Annotated in this window: 27 protein-coding genes; 18 read left to right on the top strand and 9 right to left on the bottom strand. The window is 37.4% G+C overall.

Going from position 1 to position 16,588, the window contains the following annotated elements; translation table 11 throughout:
- Positions 1 to 25 precede the first annotated feature (25 nt).
- Positions 26 to 235: a hypothetical protein gene (locus FJR11_RS19905; RefSeq protein WP_168506848.1), complete on the top strand. Its 210-nt coding sequence runs from the start codon at positions 26 to 28 to the stop codon at positions 233 to 235.
- 245 nt (positions 236 to 480) lie between these two features.
- Positions 481 to 897: a cupin gene (locus tag FJR11_RS19900; protein WP_168506846.1), complete on the top strand. Its 417-nt coding sequence runs from the start codon at positions 481 to 483 to the stop codon at positions 895 to 897.
- 162 nt (positions 898 to 1,059) lie between these two features.
- Here FJR11_RS19900 and FJR11_RS19895 read toward each other — a convergent pair whose 3' ends face one another.
- Positions 1,060 to 1,848, bottom strand: a complete 789-nt coding sequence (locus FJR11_RS19895) for a hypothetical protein (RefSeq protein WP_168506844.1) — start codon at positions 1,846 to 1,848, stop codon at positions 1,060 to 1,062.
- Between the two features lie 175 nt (positions 1,849 to 2,023).
- Entirely contained in the window at positions 2,024 to 2,281 is a 258-nt protein-coding gene (locus tag FJR11_RS19890; protein WP_168506842.1) for a hypothetical protein, read from the bottom strand.
- A gap of 172 nt (positions 2,282 to 2,453) precedes the next feature.
- On the opposite strand from FJR11_RS19890, the gene FJR11_RS19885 reads away from it, so the two are divergent.
- The gene (locus tag FJR11_RS19885; protein ID WP_168506841.1) at positions 2,454 to 3,257 is read left to right on the top strand and encodes a hypothetical protein; all 804 of its coding nucleotides are present in this window, start codon (positions 2,454 to 2,456) and stop codon (positions 3,255 to 3,257) included.
- 125 nt (positions 3,258 to 3,382) lie between these two features.
- Positions 3,383 to 4,051, top strand: a complete 669-nt coding sequence (locus FJR11_RS23350) for a BRO family protein (RefSeq protein ID WP_174763145.1) — start codon at positions 3,383 to 3,385, stop codon at positions 4,049 to 4,051.
- Between the two features lie 183 nt (positions 4,052 to 4,234).
- On the opposite strand, the gene FJR11_RS19875 is transcribed toward FJR11_RS23350, so the two are convergent.
- Positions 4,235 to 4,582 carry a peptidoglycan-binding protein gene (locus FJR11_RS19875; protein ID WP_168506839.1) on the bottom strand — a complete coding sequence of 116 codons (348 nt, stop codon included), beginning with the start codon at positions 4,580 to 4,582 and terminating at the stop codon, positions 4,235 to 4,237.
- Between the two features lie 315 nt (positions 4,583 to 4,897).
- On the opposite strand from FJR11_RS19875, the gene FJR11_RS19870 reads away from it, so the two are divergent.
- Complete coding sequence (locus FJR11_RS19870; protein ID WP_168506837.1) at positions 4,898 to 5,035, top strand: YHYH domain-containing protein; 138 nt, start codon at positions 4,898 to 4,900, stop codon at positions 5,033 to 5,035.
- A gap of 53 nt (positions 5,036 to 5,088) precedes the next feature.
- Here FJR11_RS19870 and FJR11_RS19865 read toward each other — a convergent pair whose 3' ends face one another.
- Complete coding sequence (locus tag FJR11_RS19865) at positions 5,089 to 5,643, bottom strand: GIY-YIG nuclease family protein (RefSeq protein ID WP_168506835.1); 555 nt, start codon at positions 5,641 to 5,643, stop codon at positions 5,089 to 5,091.
- A gap of 154 nt (positions 5,644 to 5,797) precedes the next feature.
- On the opposite strand from FJR11_RS19865, the gene FJR11_RS19860 reads away from it, so the two are divergent.
- Genes FJR11_RS19860 through FJR11_RS19850 form a run of 3 tightly spaced genes read left to right on the top strand, consistent with a single transcriptional unit; the run spans position 5,798 to position 6,655 of the window.
- A complete protein-coding gene (locus FJR11_RS19860; protein WP_168506833.1) occupies positions 5,798 to 6,073 on the top strand; it encodes a hypothetical protein in 276 nt (91 codons plus the stop codon).
- A gap of 2 nt (positions 6,074 to 6,075) precedes the next feature.
- Positions 6,076 to 6,279, top strand: coding sequence for a hypothetical protein (locus FJR11_RS19855; RefSeq protein WP_168506831.1), 204 nt, complete (start codon positions 6,076 to 6,078; stop codon positions 6,277 to 6,279).
- Positions 6,272 to 6,655, top strand: a complete 384-nt coding sequence (locus tag FJR11_RS19850; protein ID WP_168506829.1) for a hypothetical protein — start codon at positions 6,272 to 6,274, stop codon at positions 6,653 to 6,655. The genes FJR11_RS19855 and FJR11_RS19850 overlap by 8 nt, the downstream gene beginning before the upstream one ends.
- 98 nt (positions 6,656 to 6,753) lie before the next feature.
- On the opposite strand, the gene FJR11_RS23935 is transcribed toward FJR11_RS19850, so the two are convergent.
- The 4 genes from FJR11_RS23935 to FJR11_RS23345 form a co-directional block, all read right to left on the bottom strand.
- Entirely contained in the window at positions 6,754 to 7,185 is a 432-nt protein-coding gene (locus FJR11_RS23935) for a hypothetical protein (RefSeq protein ID WP_168506827.1), read from the bottom strand.
- Positions 7,160 to 7,948, bottom strand: coding sequence for a DNA (cytosine-5-)-methyltransferase (locus FJR11_RS23930; RefSeq protein WP_168506825.1), 789 nt, complete (start codon positions 7,946 to 7,948; stop codon positions 7,160 to 7,162). The genes FJR11_RS23935 and FJR11_RS23930 overlap by 26 nt, the downstream gene beginning before the upstream one ends.
- A gap of 348 nt (positions 7,949 to 8,296) precedes the next feature.
- The gene (locus FJR11_RS19835; RefSeq protein ID WP_168506823.1) at positions 8,297 to 8,767 is read right to left on the bottom strand and encodes a hypothetical protein; all 471 of its coding nucleotides are present in this window, start codon (positions 8,765 to 8,767) and stop codon (positions 8,297 to 8,299) included.
- Positions 8,742 to 9,725, bottom strand: coding sequence for a hypothetical protein (locus FJR11_RS23345; RefSeq protein WP_174763144.1), 984 nt, complete (start codon positions 9,723 to 9,725; stop codon positions 8,742 to 8,744). Before FJR11_RS23345 ends, FJR11_RS19835 begins: the two co-directional genes overlap by 26 nt.
- Before the next feature lie 416 nt (positions 9,726 to 10,141).
- Here FJR11_RS23345 and FJR11_RS19825 point away from each other — a divergent pair, with 416 nt between their 5' ends.
- The 10 genes from FJR11_RS19825 to FJR11_RS19780 all read left to right on the top strand — a co-directional run bounded on the left by FJR11_RS19825 (position 10,142) and on the right by FJR11_RS19780 (position 15,946).
- Positions 10,142 to 10,483, top strand: coding sequence for a hypothetical protein (locus FJR11_RS19825; protein ID WP_168506821.1), 342 nt, complete (start codon positions 10,142 to 10,144; stop codon positions 10,481 to 10,483).
- A 209-nt stretch (positions 10,484 to 10,692) separates the two neighbouring features.
- Positions 10,693 to 11,061 carry a hypothetical protein gene (locus tag FJR11_RS19820; RefSeq protein ID WP_168506819.1) on the top strand — a complete coding sequence of 123 codons (369 nt, stop codon included), beginning with the start codon at positions 10,693 to 10,695 and terminating at the stop codon, positions 11,059 to 11,061.
- Positions 11,062 to 11,453: 392 nt separating this feature from the next.
- On the top strand, positions 11,454 to 11,771 hold the full coding sequence (locus FJR11_RS19815) for a hypothetical protein (RefSeq protein ID WP_168506817.1): 318 nt from the start codon (positions 11,454 to 11,456) through the stop codon (positions 11,769 to 11,771).
- A 176-nt stretch (positions 11,772 to 11,947) separates the two neighbouring features.
- Positions 11,948 to 12,199: a helix-turn-helix transcriptional regulator gene (locus tag FJR11_RS19810; RefSeq protein ID WP_168506815.1), complete on the top strand. Its 252-nt coding sequence runs from the start codon at positions 11,948 to 11,950 to the stop codon at positions 12,197 to 12,199.
- A 48-nt stretch (positions 12,200 to 12,247) separates the two neighbouring features.
- On the top strand, positions 12,248 to 12,985 hold the full coding sequence (locus FJR11_RS23340; RefSeq protein WP_174763142.1) for a hypothetical protein: 738 nt from the start codon (positions 12,248 to 12,250) through the stop codon (positions 12,983 to 12,985).
- A gap of 41 nt (positions 12,986 to 13,026) precedes the next feature.
- Positions 13,027 to 13,431: a DUF6876 family protein gene (locus tag FJR11_RS19800; protein WP_168506813.1), complete on the top strand. Its 405-nt coding sequence runs from the start codon at positions 13,027 to 13,029 to the stop codon at positions 13,429 to 13,431.
- Positions 13,431 to 13,610: a hypothetical protein gene (locus FJR11_RS19795; RefSeq protein WP_168506811.1), complete on the top strand. Its 180-nt coding sequence runs from the start codon at positions 13,431 to 13,433 to the stop codon at positions 13,608 to 13,610. Before FJR11_RS19800 ends, FJR11_RS19795 begins: the two co-directional genes overlap by 1 nt.
- Positions 13,611 to 13,921: 311 nt before the next feature.
- On the top strand, positions 13,922 to 14,422 hold the full coding sequence (locus tag FJR11_RS19790; RefSeq protein ID WP_168506809.1) for a hypothetical protein: 501 nt from the start codon (positions 13,922 to 13,924) through the stop codon (positions 14,420 to 14,422).
- 62 nt (positions 14,423 to 14,484) lie between these two features.
- Positions 14,485 to 15,318, top strand: a complete 834-nt coding sequence (locus FJR11_RS19785) for a Calx-beta domain-containing protein (RefSeq protein WP_168506808.1) — start codon at positions 14,485 to 14,487, stop codon at positions 15,316 to 15,318.
- Positions 15,319 to 15,373: 55 nt separating this feature from the next.
- Complete coding sequence (locus FJR11_RS19780; RefSeq protein WP_217358249.1) at positions 15,374 to 15,946, top strand: hypothetical protein; 573 nt, start codon at positions 15,374 to 15,376, stop codon at positions 15,944 to 15,946.
- Positions 15,947 to 15,985: 39 nt separating this feature from the next.
- Here the strand turns inward: FJR11_RS19780 and FJR11_RS19775 are convergent, their stop codons facing one another.
- The gene (locus FJR11_RS19775; RefSeq protein WP_168506804.1) at positions 15,986 to 16,504 is read right to left on the bottom strand and encodes an HU family DNA-binding protein; all 519 of its coding nucleotides are present in this window, start codon (positions 16,502 to 16,504) and stop codon (positions 15,986 to 15,988) included.
- Positions 16,505 to 16,588 lie beyond the last annotated feature (84 nt).

Here is a 16,588-nt window from a genome sequence, read left to right as displayed (position 1 = left end):
ATCTACCAAATTCTTGAGGGAAATCATGATACACAATCTCAACATCACAGATACTGAATATGCCGAATTAGCAGCACAGGGTTATGATCCTAATTTAGAACTTGAACTAATTGAACTCGGTGAACCCCAACAACAGGCCAGGAAATTAACACGGATAGTGGGATTGGTGAAAAATAAACCCCCGGAAACCGATGAGGAATGGGAACAGTTTATGGAGGTGTGGGAAGAACCGTAGGGTTTCCCCTATGTGGTCATTTTACACTGGAAATTTATTTATTTATTCTTAATGTTACTAAATATACTTTCAGCTATTGGTTTTTATGAAATAATCTATACCTAAATCAAATACATTTGTTAAAAGTCACACAAATTAGAAAGAATCAAGGTTTTAGTCATCTTAAAAACTGAGGTTTTGTGCTATTTGTTTCTCATGGCACGCTCGCTAGATTTACCCAATTAGGACAATCACGAGGGATGAAAATGACTGCCAATAAAAGAATTGAACTTCGCAAATTAGATTCCATGACAGTGGGTATGGTTTCATTTTATTCTCTAGCCAACAGTAATCAAACTGCGTTGGTTCATATTGCTAGTAATTTCATAGATAATATGTTTGTCCATAGACATCAAACGGATCAATTATTAGTGGTGAAGGGACAAATTCTCATAACTACTCTGCACAACCGTGAATATCAATATACATTTTTGAGTGAAAAAGAACCAACAATTATTACAATTCCTCCGGGGGTATTACATGGTGCAATTAATCTTAGTGAAGAACCTTGTATAGTTGTTAATGCTGTTTTACTGCACGGGCAAACCGATGAAAAAGATTATCGTCCTGTGAAACCTCCTTTACCTTATGATATAGATTGGGCAAAAAAATTCTTTAGATGATTTATAGCATCAGCAATTGCTTTCTTAATCCCCAATCCCATATTTTTTCCATTAAAATCATTCCACATCTCTTTGTTGAATGGCAATACCTTCGGTCTGGTTAGTGATAGCGAAGCGCTGCTGCAAGCAGATCGCAAATCTTCAAAACCTTATAATTTAGGATTAAGGTAACAATTTTATCCAATTAATACTAATGAAAACCAAAGCGATTTGTAGTGTAATATAATTGGTAAATAACTTATTCCATGTCTCACTTTGCATATTTAACTCAACTAGATCCCTATTCAATAATTCCATATTCTTAGGGTAACATAACACCACCAAAGCTCTATATCTGATTTCCTTCATCTGCGGTGATAGAAATAACCCTGCGGCTTCTTTGGCTATTTTCTCATGTAGTAACCAGTCTGATTTTAAATCATTAACAAAACTATTGAATTTATCTAGTAACCCCATAATTTCGCCGACAGCAGCATTTTTATTGTTAATAACTTTACCAATTTGTGGTATTAAATTATCAACAATAAACTCAACGTTATTGGTAAGACAATTATCAGCATAAACTAATAAACCCTGATAACTTTTGACATTTTTAGTCTGGGTTTTCAATTTATCATAATCTTTGAAGTTTACTGCCATATTGGTTTTTACATATTTCCACATACTAATATTAAGTTTTTGAAGTCGTTGCTTCTTAGCTTTAGATGCAAAAGCTTCAATATCTTCTTTGCTATATTTGCCTATTCTCAATTCGCAAGCACTGATTTCCGGGACTGCCTTATGATGGACAAAACTGGCTTTAATTTGTTTACGCTGTCTTAAATGCCCCTGGCGTAGAAATACAGGTTCATTACATTCAGGGCATTTGAGAAAGCCATAATAGTCCTGATAATCAGCCCTAGATGCCTCTATTAATTCCCCACCGATTTTTGTTAATAGTGCGTATTGCATACCCTGATGAATTTATATTGTTTATACTTTGTTATTAGCTATGTCAGTGTTGTAGGCGAGTGCTTGTTTGTCCCGATTTACTAGACTTTATTGAGTGTAGGAGTTCCAGCATATATCAGTACAATTCTTAGAGGAAAAATCAAATACAGTGGAATCTCAGAGATAGAAACAAAATTTACTCATTACTTATTAATTCATCCCATATTTGGTTAACTTTGGCGTTTATTGCATCCATTGTGATGGATTCCCCTTCATAATTAAGACGCTGACAGGCTTCATAAAACAAAATCATTTGCTCTACCTGTGCGCCCTCGGTTCTACCTTGACGGTCGGCTATCCGTGACAAAATACCCCTGATGTCCCTATCAAGTTTGTAATTAACACGGTCAGTTGGTCGGTTTCTTCTTGGTCTTCCCACAGTAGTTATTGTCATATTTACGCCCTTATTAAAGCAAAATACATCAGCTATTTTTTATTTTACATGATAATTAGTTTTTTATCTGTACAGAACACATAAGATTAATTATAATAGTTATGACAAAGGCGATCGCCCTCCCGCCAAGAAGTTGCAATCGCCCAAACCATTTATCAAAGTTAATCTCATCATGACACAAATAGAGAAAACCAACGATAGCTTGCGTGGCGAAGCCATAGACCAAAGTTACTGCACCCGTTTTAGTGATGGTGTCAGTGGCATGAGTGTAACAGCTTTAGCTCAGTTTTGTGGGGTAGATAAATCTGCCATTACCCAGACATTAAACCGTCTTAGGGATTCTGACCCCATTATGAATGATCTTCAAAATACCCTAAAACCCTTTATTGGCAAACAATTACGGAGTTTACCAATTGACTGCTATGGAACAGTATTAGTTAGCTTTGATGTCTGCTTTGCTATCCTTGAATATTTTGCTTGTAGTGCCAGAAAATACAAAGGTAGAAATATTGTAAGAATGAGATTTGCACAAATCAAATCTTTGCTTTCACATAATTTAACATTAACGGAATCGTTTGAAAAAAGTATTGAAGATACCAAAAACCTAAGAGTAAGACCAGATTCCAAGAAGCGTAATTCTTACCAAAGTGTTGAGCGTAAAATCCAACTACATTTTCAAAAAGAATCACAAGCAAAAATTAATGTATTAGTGCCTGTTGGTTATATAGATGTACTAACTTCAACAGAAATTATCGAGATAAAACAAGCATCTGATTGGAAACACGCTGTTGGTCAAGTAATGTGTTATGCCGTGTATTACCCATCCCACCAAAAGCGATTACATTTATTTGGAGATACACACCAACAATTTCAGCAGTTAGTAGAAGAGTCTTGTTTTACATTGGGTATCCGAGTTACTTGGGAAGATAACAGCATCACGAATGAAACCTTAAAACAAGCTCAAATTCTTTGCTAGTAATGATTGCAGACCCATCACGAATAACTATAAAAGCAGGGTAGTTATTTACTGATGATCTGTTATTTACTACAAATGCCGCTACTGAAAAATTCCAATCAAACACTAAGCCAACAAGGATTGTTATGAATTTAATCGCTTTTACTGAAGGTACAAATCCATTTGATAAGATTAAACAAGTTGATGAAGATGGTAATGAGTATTGGTTAGCCCGTGAATTACAACCATTATTGGGGTATACACAATGGCGACGGTTTGAAGAAACAATTGAACGAGCAAAGTTAGCTTGTCAGAACTCAGGTTACACCATTGATGACCACTTTGCCGACGGTGGCAATCTGGTGAAACGACCACAGGGAGGAGGCTCTAAACAATCTGATTACAAATTATCACGGTATGCGTGTTACCTCACAGCCATGAATGGCGACCCCCGAAAATCAGAAATTGCGGCTGCTCAAACTTACTTTGCTATCAAAACCAGAATGGCGGAAACTGCTTCTGTTGAGGTAAATCAGGAATTTCTGAATGCCATAATCACCACCGCTATTGAAAAATCCCTAACTCCCATCACCCAACAACTCAACGAGATTCAAGAGCAATTGCAATTAGTACCCGGTGTCAAACCCAAACGTCCTTGGACACTGCCAGCATTCACACCACAGGAAGAAGTGCCACCAGATTATGTACAGTTAGAAGATGGTTCTTGGTTATCGCCAGAGGGGTATCAATCAATTTTGAACCAAAGTCGTCGGTCTTTGCCTTGGGATGTCCGCAGACTTGATGGTTTTAACTAAGTATGGGGGCAGTTGTGGTGACTGCCTCGTAATTCTTAGAGGAAATTTTTATAGTACATAATAACTAGAAAATTCTTAGAGGAAAAGTTCGGGGATGTCTACTACGAGTGTAGTGATCACCTTTGAGCAATAATCAGTTCATAATTGTTAGCAAAGTCATCGCTACTAAACAATGTCAATCACCTAACAACCATATCGAATAGCTTTGACAGTTTCCTGTCCAGCAATGCCATCGGGTTTGATGTTGGCAATTTTCTGAAATTCTTTGACTGCATTTTCTACTGTTTGAGTGAACACCGCATTATTAGGGTTATCTTTTCTTTCAGTATTAATATTAATACCAACGCAGATTAAACCACCAATGAATTGACTAACCAATTCACCTCTATCCCCCCGTCGTAAGCAATACTCTTGACTATTCTTACATTTGGAATACTTAGGTTTTGGGTTTGATAATGCTGGTAGTATATCCGCCACTAACACAGTAAATATCATCGCTGTTGGTATCCCATATTTCAGTATTTTTTTCATATCTTTGTTTTTTATTTATTGATGTATTTGTATATAAACTAACATATTCTGTGTAATATAACTAGATTTCATTTTTCCTCTAAGAAAATTCCTCAGTGATTACACTAAAACAATAATTACTTTGGCATTTCCTCTAAGAATTTTTCAGTCCCATCACAAGGTTATCCAAGAACCCTAGTAAACAATAACTAACCAGGGTGGTTTTAAGTGAATACACATAAGATTTTGCTGTTCTTAAAGTTTTGATATTCTTTGTGTTTAATGTTGACATTAATGTTATTGTCCAGTAGTTACATTTATTTACAAAACATCAAGATGAAAAAGTTAATCGTTGTACCATTAGTAGCAATGGTGTTATTGTCGGCAATTAGTCCAGCATTTTCTCATTCTGGCAGAACCAATCGGGCTGGGTGTCATCATGATTCCAGAAGCGGTGGTTATCACTGTCATTAATCTATTATTGACTTCAGGGATTTTCTATTAGTAATCCCCTGATTATCTACTATCTAACAATGTTTAAAAGGTTGACCCCAAAGTTCCCACATTTCCTTATTGAAAGGCGATCGCCAAGTCTGAATCATCTTTTGCTCTAATGCTTGACGTGGTTTTCTGTCTATTGGGGCATCCCACCAAAACCCGATATTAATAGCTGTTGTTATATCATATTTATAATGTAATTCTTGATAACTACCAATATATTCTTTACAGTCGTGGGTATTCTTCCACCGCTTGTTACTTTGGCAGGTTTCCCCAACATAAAGCAGTATTTCCGCAGCAGAATCAATCACAAAATATAGGGCAGATTGACCATAATTATCGGGCATTCTATAAAACGCCATTGACTGTAATTGTAGTTTAAAAGGGTTAATCTCTTCAGGATTACAGTGAGAAGATGGAACGTCAAACAAACTTACCTGCTGTGGTGGTTCGGTGTTTCTAATGCGCTGTTGATAAGTAAAGACCCGTGATTTCCACTGCTGTAGGGCTTCAGCATCCATCACTGGTTTTTGACTTCTTAATGTTTTGTACTCGGTGGCTGAAAATAAACTAAGTTGTTCCATCTGCTACTGTCAATATTTTCTTAGAGGAAAATCCCAAAGTTAAGTTATCAAATATTAATTATTCTGATTCTATTATATCATGACAATATTTTTCTAGATTTATATGATTACTACAATTATGTTATAATCATCAAATATAATTTAGGTCAAGATTATGGATAGAAGTCATTACGATAAGTTAAGCGGTGAACAAAAGTTAGCATTCTTAGAAACTGTGATGGAACATTTGAGCATAGATGAAAAAGCCAAATTAGTCAAGAAATTATTCCCTGTCAAAGATGATAGTAGTTGTAATATCACAATGGTAAATTCTCAGGTTCACGCTACTACTGTCTATCAATTCAATCTTAACAGTAAAGATGAAATTGCACATTTATGGGAGGCAATGGCTGACAGAATCCGCAATAATTCTGATGATAAAGTTGAGTAGATATGCCAGAACCCCAGAACCAAAATAAATCACGTCATGCAGCCGCCGATGAGGAATGTTGCGATGAAATGGCAGAAAAGTACGGTTGGAAACTTGTTGACGTGGAAGAAACTGGTAACGAGATTTTGCCAGTAGACTGTGTATTTGACGGTCAAACAGAGTTTCCCAAATCATATTACGATACCGAGGAAAAAGACGATGCGTAGATGGATTGTTTTCCGGGCTGAAAAACGTCAACCAGGTTGGCAAAATAGGAAATATGCTCACACCGGTTCTTTAACCAAAACTTTAGCTGAACACTATGATTGTTCTGATACACCATTACCCACGCTTGGTTATCGTCCACCAGAGTTTATTAAAGTTGAACAGTTTGTTGATCCTGAATATCCAGAAGCTAAAACCCATCATCGTTTAAGTGATTGGGAAGTAACTAATGTTGAAACCTATACTCCTGATATTCCTAGTATGGGATTTGAGATGATAGTAATTTGTTATTGTAAATACTCGCCTATTAATGCACCGCTGCAATTAATGCCAGAACGACAGATGCCGCTACAGCAAAAACAAACAGTACAAATTTAACAGTACATAAACTTCCTTTGTGGGAGTTTTTTTATTTAGATACTAAGTCTAAATTCGCACTGTGGAATTAACTGGAAAAAATTCTTAGAGGAAAATTATTATTTATTGGATTTCCCCTTATTTTTACTGAGTGTTATAAACTCTTTAATCTCACGCACATAATAACCTTGATTAATCATGTTGGCAACAGCGTAAACTATTTTGTTGGGGACTCCCAGAGAACGGTTTTTCCATTCACCATCAATCTTCTCCTCCCAACTATACCCCCATCGCCAATGTGCATAATTGTGTTTGTCTCTTTCACCGTCAACACGGGGATAACTAACTATTGACCCATTTTTGAGTTTCTTGTTCTCTATATATTGATATAAACAACCACAGGCACGGGATTTATCCGTACCTAAACTTTCCTCTAAGAATTTCTCAGTAGTCGGGGTTTCCTTACTTAATTCCCCACTGTTATCTTCGGGGTTTTCAGTACCTAAACTTTCCTCTAAGAATTTCTCAGTAGTCCCCGGCGATGCTGGCAAGGTATTGAACTCTGGAAACTCCGACGGACGCAATTCTGGGGTCGAGAAGATTTCCTGCTGCCTGTCTTTGTTTTCTAATAATGCCGTTGCCGGACGGGACTCCCAGGGGTCTAGCCAACTCGGCGGGATATCGTACCACTCGCTGAGGATAACCGGGTTTAGCACTTCGCCTTTGTGCAAGAGTCCCAGCTTTTTCAATTGTGTTTCTAACTTGGTTTGGCCAGGGGGTCGTGATTTCCCAGTTGAGCTTAATGCACCGGGAGATTCCAACCAAAAGTAGTCGTTCTCTAAGGAAGGGGGCGGTAAAGTGTCCTGAACATACACAAATCCATTCCGCATCGTACCCGTAGCTGTCAATGGTTGCGACCACTGCCCTAAAATATGACCCTGATGGTTGTCCTGGGTAGTGTGGACAGGTGAGCAGTCCGGTAACGTTTTCGATACAAAAGAATTTGGGTTGGATTCTGGTAATACTTTCCAGCACTGCGGGAAAACAGTCTCGTTCGTCGGTTGCTCCCAATCGTTTACCGTTGATGGAGAAGGGCTGACAGGGTGGTGAAGCTGTAAGCACGTCAATTTGTCCTGGTTTTCTAACTGATAACCCTCGCACGTCTCCGTAGTTGGGGATACCGGGGAATCGTTTTGCAAGGATGTCTGTACAGTAGTCGTCGTTGTCGCAGACACCCCTGAGTTGCCAACCTGCACGGAGTCCGGCAATTGCAAAACCTGCACCAACGCCGGAGCATAAATCGAGTTGTCGCATTTTTCCTCTAAGAAAATCAAACTGACTTTTTCATTAATATCAAACCACCCCATTGAAAACCCCAGTTCCACCGTTCGATTAATAACTGATATGTCAGTGTTGAGGGCTTGACTGAGTTCTGTTGTGGAAGCTGCTGATCCATCGCTTAGGAATAAAGTTACTCCTCCCAACAATTCCCAGTGTTCAACGAGTTGGTTTAGATACCAAAGTGGACTTAGATATCGTTGTTTGATGTAGTCAGTAACGGGAATGGTCCAGTCTTTCCAGATAATCTTGTGACCATCATAGAAACCGTCATGCCAATGTTCAGGGTAATTCCAAGGTGTAGTTAGTACATGAGTTGTCATTTTACTCACTCCCTAGATATGCTTTTGAAGCCGCTGCCCAGTCAAAGTTTTCAGCTTCTTGTTTGCGTTGTTGAATTTCGCGGTTCTCGTTTTCCGTGCGGTTAGCGACTCCAGACATTGCCATTGTTTTAGCTAAGGCGCGAATATCAATCTGACGCTGTACTGTGTTATGCCAGTTTCCTCTGTCCTTTAAATCCAACTTCTGACAAATTACGGGTGTAAATCGAGTATCAAAGTTCTCAATTGGTAGATTTTCCCAATGTTTAAATGCTTTGCAGCCTACGTTTTGGCATAGTACCCATTTATCTTGGCTGTTATCGTAGTTCGGTATGATTAAACGAACTAAATTTTGTGAAACCAAGCCAGAATCTTGGCAACAGAAACAATGCCACTTAGGGTAAAAAAATTCCTGATCCTGGGGTTCTTCAGGATTGATAGGGTTACGTTCAAACTTCGGTAAATGGTTGATCATGGTTCACTTTGGGGATTTCGCCCCATACTAGGTTTTTACTATCTGCCCACTTATAAAATTCCCTGCGTTCTTGTTCTTCTGGCTTACTCTCAGCAAAGAAACCGAACTGTCCTAACTTGCGAATTTTCTCCAGCCATTCTTCTCGTTCTGGGTGGTTCTCCCATTTATTGGCCTGTGTAGCGGAAACTTTACCTTGGGATTTTTCCCACTGCGATCGCAATTCCTCAAAATGCACTTCAATCCATCTTTGGGGCAATGTTGGAACGTTAGGTAATTGCTTGACTTTTGTTAAAGCAAACTTTTCAAAGTTCTCTCTCTCGCCATTTGATAAGTCTGAGAGAAAGTTTTGGTAAGTTTGGTTAGTTTGATTAGTCTGAAGAGCGCCGAAATTATTTCTTGGCAAGGGTTCTAGCTGTTGATCGGGGCTTAAATAATCTCCTTCGGGGTTTAAATAATCTCCTTCGGGGTTTAAATAAGCTTCTTCAGGGCTTAAATAATCTTCTTTGGGGCTTAAATAATCTTCTTTGGGGCTTAAATAAGCCGAACGGTTATCCTGACTGGGTTTGGGCTTAGATTTAGACTGAGATTTTAACCGATCTGCCTCAGCCCTAGCATTAGCAGCAGTAGTGTTATGACCCTGAATGACCACAGTGCGATATTCATAAAGCCCCAAGCTCCGAAGTTTTCTTAAATCTTTTTCAACGGATTCTACTGAACCACCTATAGCCACAGCGATTTCCGCAACAGAAGGCAAATCGTGATATTTGACCTCACCATCAGCGGTATAATCAGCAAACGGGTCAATAAGCATCAAATAAAGCCAAAGACGACACTGACTGCCTGTTAGCTTTTTGGTAATAACCACAGCAGCATCACGCTTAGAAATCATGAAATAACCTTGCATTCTTGATTCCTCGATAGGTTGTGGATAACGAACGGTACGAGTTTTGGTAGTCATGGCTAATGCACCCCCAAAGTAATTGAGAGTAAATAACTGGTTATTGCTTTTGGTTGAAAAATCTTGGTGAGTACGCCACCCAAGCTATCACCACAGTCAACCCCTAAATCCTTGAAAGTCCTCGTAGGAAATACTTTCAATGTGCTGGACTGTAGAAAAACACTGATGAGAAATGTCAGTAAATCCGGTTTTATTGATGCTGAAATCCAACAATCTCCTAGTTCGGACTGGAGACAGTGGAAAAATCCCTGGTTATGAGTCATAATTTAGTTAAGAAATTTATTTTTTTAACGTTTGCCTTAGCCACTGTTTATGGTTAAGGTATTTCTTTACAACTGAATTTAAGTTCCCCCCTTGCCGAAAAATTAGTTTTTGCCATATAACAAGAATATAAACTATAATTCTGCTAAATAACAATGTTAGAACCTAAAGAAATATTAATTGAGGCGATAGAACAGGCAATGAGTGAAGGAATGACCAATGCCAAACTTTCTCGCGCGTCCGGTGTAAACAATAGTATGATTTCACGGTTGTTAACTAGAGAAAGAGAAGATATAAGGTCTAGAGATTTCTTTAAGCTGGTTTATTCATTGCCCCAACACATCAAATCAGCAACTTTGGCTAAGTTAGGAATGGTGAACTTTGACTTAGCGGCAATTGCGGCAAGTTCGCCTCCAGAAGAAAAAGCTAGGGTGTTGGAAGCGATCGCCCATTCTTTAACAGTGCAAAACAAAGAAAAAGCTAAAGCAGTGGCGTAAACTAAGAAACCTGATCCATTTGTTTAGAAATTGACTACCCCCCATTGCAAACTAAAGGTAATTAGATTAAAATCGTTGGTGTGTAACTTATGGAAATTTCTAAGTTAGACGCTAAAGCGAAATGAGTTGGATACTGTTGTGGTACTATTGGCAGTAACTATCTAATTTGCTATAAACTAAATATAATCTTAAATTACCTATAACGCAATATGAATCACAGAGAAATTTTAATTGACGCATTAAACAAAGCGATCGCACGGGGACAAACCGCAGCTAACATATCGAAAATGTCTGGAGTCAGCGGCAGTTCTTTAAGTCGGTTAATAAAGGGTCTTCAAGAAGATTTATATGCTGGCTTTTATTTCAGCATTTTGGATTGCTTAGATGAGGATATTCGCAAAGAAGCACTGATAAAACTGGGGATAAAAACCGAAGTTCAGCCTGAAGAAATGGTGAAATATTTGAAAGGACGGGAAATAGCGAAATTAATTCCCTTTTTAGACAAAGAAGATAAAGCAGATATTATGCAAGCTTTGGCATTATCACTGCGTTCATCTGACCGGAAGATTTGCGCTTAAAACCGAATAATAAATATAATTATCAAGTTGTTTGTGGTGGATAGTGCCAACATTCTATGATCCATAGTGTTTTGATATAAGTTGCCGCATGATTTACCATAACCTCAGTATTTACTTAGACAATAAAGTTAAGACTTGTCAAGAATTCAGTGTAAATACGAGCGTAATTATCCGGTTGATAAATAGAGAGAAGGATGATATTTGGTCTAAGAAGTTATTAAAAAAATTGCATAATTACCAAGGTGTATGAATTTACCAATATTTGCTAAGTTAGGATTGTAAACATTGATTTAGCAGTGGTGTTGATAGAGTATCCCTAGAAGAAAAAGCTAGAATATTGCAGTATCAATAATTTTATGCAGGTCAACAGTAGGAAAATAGAGAGTACCAGGGTGAGTCAAGATATTTTGAAGCAAATACTTAATCAATGCCATCAACTGGATGACACAGGCATTAGCAATGTCATCAAAAATTTAGTGGATAAACTGGAGCATCAGGAAAAATCGGCTTTGTTGGAACAGCTTGCTTCTGATATGAGTCCAGATATTAAAGCCAAACTCATTAAGGGGTTATTAGGTGATGGTAGTTTCCAAATAACTTTGGGACAAGCACAAGTTACCGCAACGAATTTCTATAATATTCAGTCGGCTTCTACAGAACAATTATCAGACCTCATTTTAGCTATTGCCGATATCATCAGAAAATCTTAGTTTGCTTGTATTAGTGTGTTCTCTATTAAGCTCGGTTTAAGTTCATTGATTTATTGACTTTATTGGTTAATAAAACACTGTCTATTGCTTACTTATATAAGAATTTTATATTTTAATCATAGATTTTTCCATATATGTGATAATGTCAAGTGAACCTTACTTCAAGGTTAGCTTGAATGGCAAAAAGAACCAAGTTTATCAAACTGTTGGAACATCGGGGTTTAACTCAAGAAAAGTTTGTAGAACTTGTACAGAATGCCTGGCGTACCATTTCCGGTCGTCCACTTTCACGACAGGCTGTGAGTGCTTGGGTAAACGGTCATGCAATCCCCAACTTATCACCAGCAGAAACTTTGGCTGTTATCGAAATCCTTGAATGCACCCTGACTGAACTGGCACTGGCTTTTCCTCATGAGGATGATTCTTGACAATGTAAAGTTAACCTTACATACTTTGTATAGATACTAAGGTGCGCTATGAAACTACCAACAACATTCCAGGAACTCGACCTCACCGGATTTGATATTGAAACTAAGCAGTACAATAGTATTACTAAATCAATGGTTGATATTGCTTGTGCTGTTTTACAAAAGAATCAGGTTGGTATTGTTATCCGTAGTGTGCAATCAGCTTTAAAATACATTTACGGCATTGGTGGCAGTTCTGACACGGTTTGTGATTTCTTACGTCAATGGCGGGCTGAGAACATGGCACTTAAAAGCAACGAAAAAAGCCTAATCACCGCAATTCTTGAATCTGTTGATGACGGGGTTCTCGATGTGTCCGATATTCCAGGGGATTATTTGACTGCTATGAACCAATGGGCGATCGCTGTTTACCGACTTGCCTACCAAAATGCTGACTCCTCGGTTGTCGGTGACAGAATGAAATATCTAGTTACTGAGAATGAATTGTTAAAACAACAACTTAGAGATTTTCCGGGATTACAACTTGAGCTTAATTTCCATAGGGCTGAATGTGAACGCCAGCGAGGGGAACTTAAAGAAGCCTATATAAATCTTAATAAACAACAATTAGCTGATAGTGAAGAGATTCGGACTAAGTTGGATGGGTTATATCAAGAACGTAATGATTTGATTGTTAAAAATAATGAACTTGGTAAAAGGTTAGCACAGTTACAAACTCAATTGGATGAAGCTAATGCTACTATTAATCTTCAATCCAATGGTAGGGTGTCGGTAGCAATTAGGTAAATGCTATCGCTTTGAGGTGCTGTTCTCTTTGGTATTTTACCATGATTTCAGCACAAGAATTACAACAATCTCTCAAGCATTTTACTGGTACTGATAATTATTACCGACATTTGTTAGGTATTCGCTATACCGACGGGGTTCAGTATTTAGCAGAAGAAGCGCAGTGTTATTGGTTAATAGATGTGATTGCTAGTTATCAAACCAAGAAACTATTAACTGATCAAATGCTCAGAAATTTTCAGTTATGGTATTTGATGGTTGGTGACAGTCATGAATTTATCAAACCCCAACCTCATCATCAAGCGGTAGTCACTTGTTGGGGGGATACACCCAATATAGGAATCACACCACCTGTCAGACAGGATATTGACTTTACTGATTTTCCCCTATCTGAAATCAAACTTTTTCTTGTTCAGGGTGTGTTGATGTTACCTGGGGAATACTAATGAAAGAAATGGCTTTGGTTGCGGTGCAATTACCGTTTCTTGATAATGGACACCATCAACGAATTAGTGAATGTCCCAAAGACAGATTCTCGGCGATTCTTGGTTCTTCTGGTAAAAGTTATGATGTGATTTATCATAATTCATCTTGTTTATATTACCATCAGATTTTGTTTACCTAAGAGAAAAGCGAAATCTTTGGCTAACAAATTGAATCAAGCACTCGACGACTGGCAAAGTAAATAGCATTATGGTGGGGTAACTCCCACTATTTAACTATATCATAGTTTGTTATTGAATAACAGAATAACATTATTTGTTATTGATATTTTTATTGATACTTTAGTCTAATCAAATACTGGTTTTCAGCAAATCATTAACATAATAATTCAGCAATTATCTCAGAAAGAAATAGTATTAAAAAACTCGAATTATCCCTGCTAAATCGGCAGTTTTTGGTTAAAATAGTCAAAGTTCAAGACGAGGAATTGAGATGTTTTTAACTGCGAGTAAGGCTGCTTCTTCTATCAGAGCCGTTATCAAAGATTATAATTTCTGGGGACAAAGTGAGTCTGATTCTCCCTTAAAAATCAGCACTACCAAAGCTGTTATAGATAACGATAAAATCCTGTCTTTGGATAGGTCACTCCGTACCAAAAATGCTGGGGTTGCCCCAACTAAAGAGTTCTTGGAAACCAGGACAATTGTTCAAAAGACCTTAGACGAAGTATTTAAACCATTGGCTTTGAATGCGATTGAGGCATTGAATGATCAAGGCGAATTACTTAGTGCGGGAACTGCCAGTTTGGAAACGTTAGCGGCAGAAGCAGAATCAGTTGAATATTATGTCCAACTGTATGCGGCGTTTAAACAAGTCACCAATCCTAAAATCTATTATGTTGATGCTCCTGCTGACCCCAGCGTGGGAATGTTCATTGTGGGAACAGTTGGCACGGAAACTGTTTATGCCAGTGCATTGTTAACTCAAACTTAGACCGCTTTTATAACCTCGGACTACAAGTTCGGGGTTATTTTTGAAACAATAGGAATCTATAAATGCCGATAGCACCAGGAATTTTACAATTTAGCCAACCAATTTATCGGATTACCGAATCTGGTGAATGGTTGACAGAACGAGTACAAGTATTACGTACAGATGGGGCAACAGGGAATGTATCAGTTAAAGTTAATGCCAAAACTGAAACTGCCACCGTAGGTAAAGACATAGAGAAAATTAGCCAGACTTTGACCTGGGCAGATGGTGATACAACTCCTAAATTTGTGGATATCAAACCGATTCAAGATATGTACATCGAGGGAGAAGAATTTGCAACTTTATCCTTATCTGGTATCAAAGGTGCTAAATATGCCAGTGTGAAAACTGCTCAATTGGTGATTAGTGAAAAAGTTAATGTTGCCATTCAAAATCCATCAGATTCACTAATAATTTTAGTACATAATGAAAACCAACCGCATATACCAATAGGTGTAAAACTATCTGACTTAAAAAGGTTTTTTGCTCCGACAACAGGACAAATGCTTTGTACAGATTATAGTCATGATGGTGCGGGTAAAGTCTATGAATTTAATGTTAGTAGTGCAACTGAAATTGAGTTAAATATTCAAGTCAGTCCTCAATTAAACATTACCCCAGGTGCTAACTCCATTATTGTGCATAGATGGAATCAATTGCCAAATTATCAGCAACATGGCAAAGAAGAAACGGCTATTATTAAACTCACTGAATCTGGTGGACAAGTTCGTTTAAATGTCACCCCTGAATATAAGTGGATACACTTTGGCTGTAGAAACCCAGAGAAAAATAATATGTATGACGTTCCCTTCTTTACTATCAATGGGTCTACGGTTAATTTGTTGAGATATGATTGATGTTTTGATAGCAAGTTTATTTACTTTGATACCCCAACAAAGGGGGTTATTTCTATTGCAGAAAAATGAACTTGCAGTTTACTTAATACTGAGAAAACAAGCTATACTTTACCCAGAGTTGCAAAATTTATTTGAGGAAATGTCAAAAAGTGAGTACAATCACGCGATGATTATTTCCTCATTACTTGGTAATAAGTTACAATTAACTGCTAATGCTTTATTTTCTAAACAGCAATCCATCACCTGGACTAAAATAGGTTGGGATTCTAGCAATAAAAATTATCAAATAGCTGGGTTGGTTTATGAGAAATTCTTCTTCACCAAACTATTTTTCTGGTTTCAACATCCTAATTTATATTCGTTAATAGATAAACTAGCATTCATGTATGTGTTAGAGAAATTCCAAGTCAATTTCTATCGGGTTTTATCACAATCAGAGAATTATAGAAAACTGGGGTTGTTGATTGAAGATGAAGCAGAACACACAGAGAAGTTACTAACTGAACTAAAAAAATTAACACCAAATTATCAACGGATAATTATCAAATGGGAATGTAGAAAAATATTATCAATTTTAGGAATTGTTTTAGAATCTGTTATTATTTTTATTGAACTATTACATAGTTGATAACCCCCCATAATATTTAAGGAGGGTTATTGATAAAAACTAGGCAACTTTCTGAAATAAATAACCGAGTTCAGCAATTTCGCTGGCACGTTTCCAACCTGTTTCTTCACTCCATAACGGAGTAGTTTTTGTTAATCCCTTGGAGATTAATTCTGATTCAGGTATTTCCACAGGTTGATCACCAATATTCATAAACCAATTTCTATTACTTTGTGTTAGTAATTCTGTGGGAATCGGTGGAATTGGCGGACTATTATGCTTAATTGCTTCAATGATTGGCAATGTCGCTGGGTCAGGTTCAACACTAAAAGATTTAGAGAATTTAAAGGTTGGTCTTCGTGTAGCCTCTACATCAATTTTTTCACCAGTGCGAGGATTTCTGCCTTCACGGTCTGGTAAATCTTTAAAACTAAAAACTCCAAACTTATTTATTCTTACTTCCTCACCATTGCGAAGAGAAACTTGAATAAATTTACAGAAAGATTCAATCACGCTAGTTACTGTTGGTTCAGTATAACCAGTGGATTGTTGCAAATATTCGGTTAAGTTAGCGTTCATATTCTCGGAGCATTTAGCATCAGGTCGTGATTTAATTATTACTCAAAAACAGGTGGATTTGACAAGTGGTAAGTAAGATTTTTT

The sequence above is a fragment of the Anabaena sp. UHCC 0187 genome (assembly GCF_009712035.1).
GTDB lineage: Bacteria > Cyanobacteriota > Cyanobacteriia > Cyanobacteriales > Nostocaceae > Dolichospermum.
This window is presented reverse-complemented; position numbering and strand designations above follow the sequence as displayed.

Bases quoted from the DNA above. Each gene is read 5' to 3' on its own strand.
- FJR11_RS23345 (WP_174763144.1), bottom strand. From the start codon at position 9,725: ATGACTACCAAAACTCGTACCGTTCGTTATCCACAACCTATCGAGGAA.
- FJR11_RS19900 (WP_168506846.1), top strand. From the start codon at position 481: ATGACTGCCAATAAAAGAATTGAACTTCGCAAATTAGATTCCATGACA.
- FJR11_RS19775 (WP_168506804.1), bottom strand. From the start codon at position 16,504: ATGAACGCTAACTTAACCGAATATTTGCAACAATCCACTGGTTATACT.
- FJR11_RS19885 (WP_168506841.1), top strand. From the start codon at position 2,454: ATGACACAAATAGAGAAAACCAACGATAGCTTGCGTGGCGAAGCCATA.
- FJR11_RS23350 (WP_174763145.1), top strand. From the start codon at position 3,383: ATGAATTTAATCGCTTTTACTGAAGGTACAAATCCATTTGATAAGATT.
- FJR11_RS19795 (WP_168506811.1), top strand. From the start codon at position 13,431: ATGAAAGAAATGGCTTTGGTTGCGGTGCAATTACCGTTTCTTGATAAT.
- FJR11_RS23340 (WP_174763142.1), top strand. From the start codon at position 12,248: ATGAAACTACCAACAACATTCCAGGAACTCGACCTCACCGGATTTGAT.
- FJR11_RS19875 (WP_168506839.1), bottom strand. From the start codon at position 4,582: ATGAAAAAAATACTGAAATATGGGATACCAACAGCGATGATATTTACT.
- FJR11_RS19855 (WP_168506831.1), top strand. From the start codon at position 6,076: ATGCCAGAACCCCAGAACCAAAATAAATCACGTCATGCAGCCGCCGAT.
- FJR11_RS19825 (WP_168506821.1), top strand. From the start codon at position 10,142: ATGTTAGAACCTAAAGAAATATTAATTGAGGCGATAGAACAGGCAATG.
- FJR11_RS19800 (WP_168506813.1), top strand. From the start codon at position 13,027: ATGATTTCAGCACAAGAATTACAACAATCTCTCAAGCATTTTACTGGT.
- FJR11_RS19785 (WP_168506808.1), top strand. From the start codon at position 14,485: ATGCCGATAGCACCAGGAATTTTACAATTTAGCCAACCAATTTATCGG.
- FJR11_RS19835 (WP_168506823.1), bottom strand. From the start codon at position 8,767: ATGATCAACCATTTACCGAAGTTTGAACGTAACCCTATCAATCCTGAA.
- FJR11_RS19820 (WP_168506819.1), top strand. From the start codon at position 10,693: ATGAATCACAGAGAAATTTTAATTGACGCATTAAACAAAGCGATCGCA.
- FJR11_RS19790 (WP_168506809.1), top strand. From the start codon at position 13,922: ATGTTTTTAACTGCGAGTAAGGCTGCTTCTTCTATCAGAGCCGTTATC.
- FJR11_RS19870 (WP_168506837.1), top strand. From the start codon at position 4,898: ATGAAAAAGTTAATCGTTGTACCATTAGTAGCAATGGTGTTATTGTCG.
- FJR11_RS19810 (WP_168506815.1), top strand. From the start codon at position 11,948: ATGGCAAAAAGAACCAAGTTTATCAAACTGTTGGAACATCGGGGTTTA.
- FJR11_RS19890 (WP_168506842.1), bottom strand. From the start codon at position 2,281: ATGACAATAACTACTGTGGGAAGACCAAGAAGAAACCGACCAACTGAC.
- FJR11_RS19860 (WP_168506833.1), top strand. From the start codon at position 5,798: ATGGATAGAAGTCATTACGATAAGTTAAGCGGTGAACAAAAGTTAGCA.
- FJR11_RS19865 (WP_168506835.1), bottom strand. From the start codon at position 5,643: ATGGAACAACTTAGTTTATTTTCAGCCACCGAGTACAAAACATTAAGA.
- FJR11_RS23930 (WP_168506825.1), bottom strand. From the start codon at position 7,948: ATGCGACAACTCGATTTATGCTCCGGCGTTGGTGCAGGTTTTGCAATT.
- FJR11_RS19850 (WP_168506829.1), top strand. From the start codon at position 6,272: ATGCGTAGATGGATTGTTTTCCGGGCTGAAAAACGTCAACCAGGTTGG.
- FJR11_RS19905 (WP_168506848.1), top strand. From the start codon at position 26: ATGATACACAATCTCAACATCACAGATACTGAATATGCCGAATTAGCA.
- FJR11_RS19895 (WP_168506844.1), bottom strand. From the start codon at position 1,848: ATGCAATACGCACTATTAACAAAAATCGGTGGGGAATTAATAGAGGCA.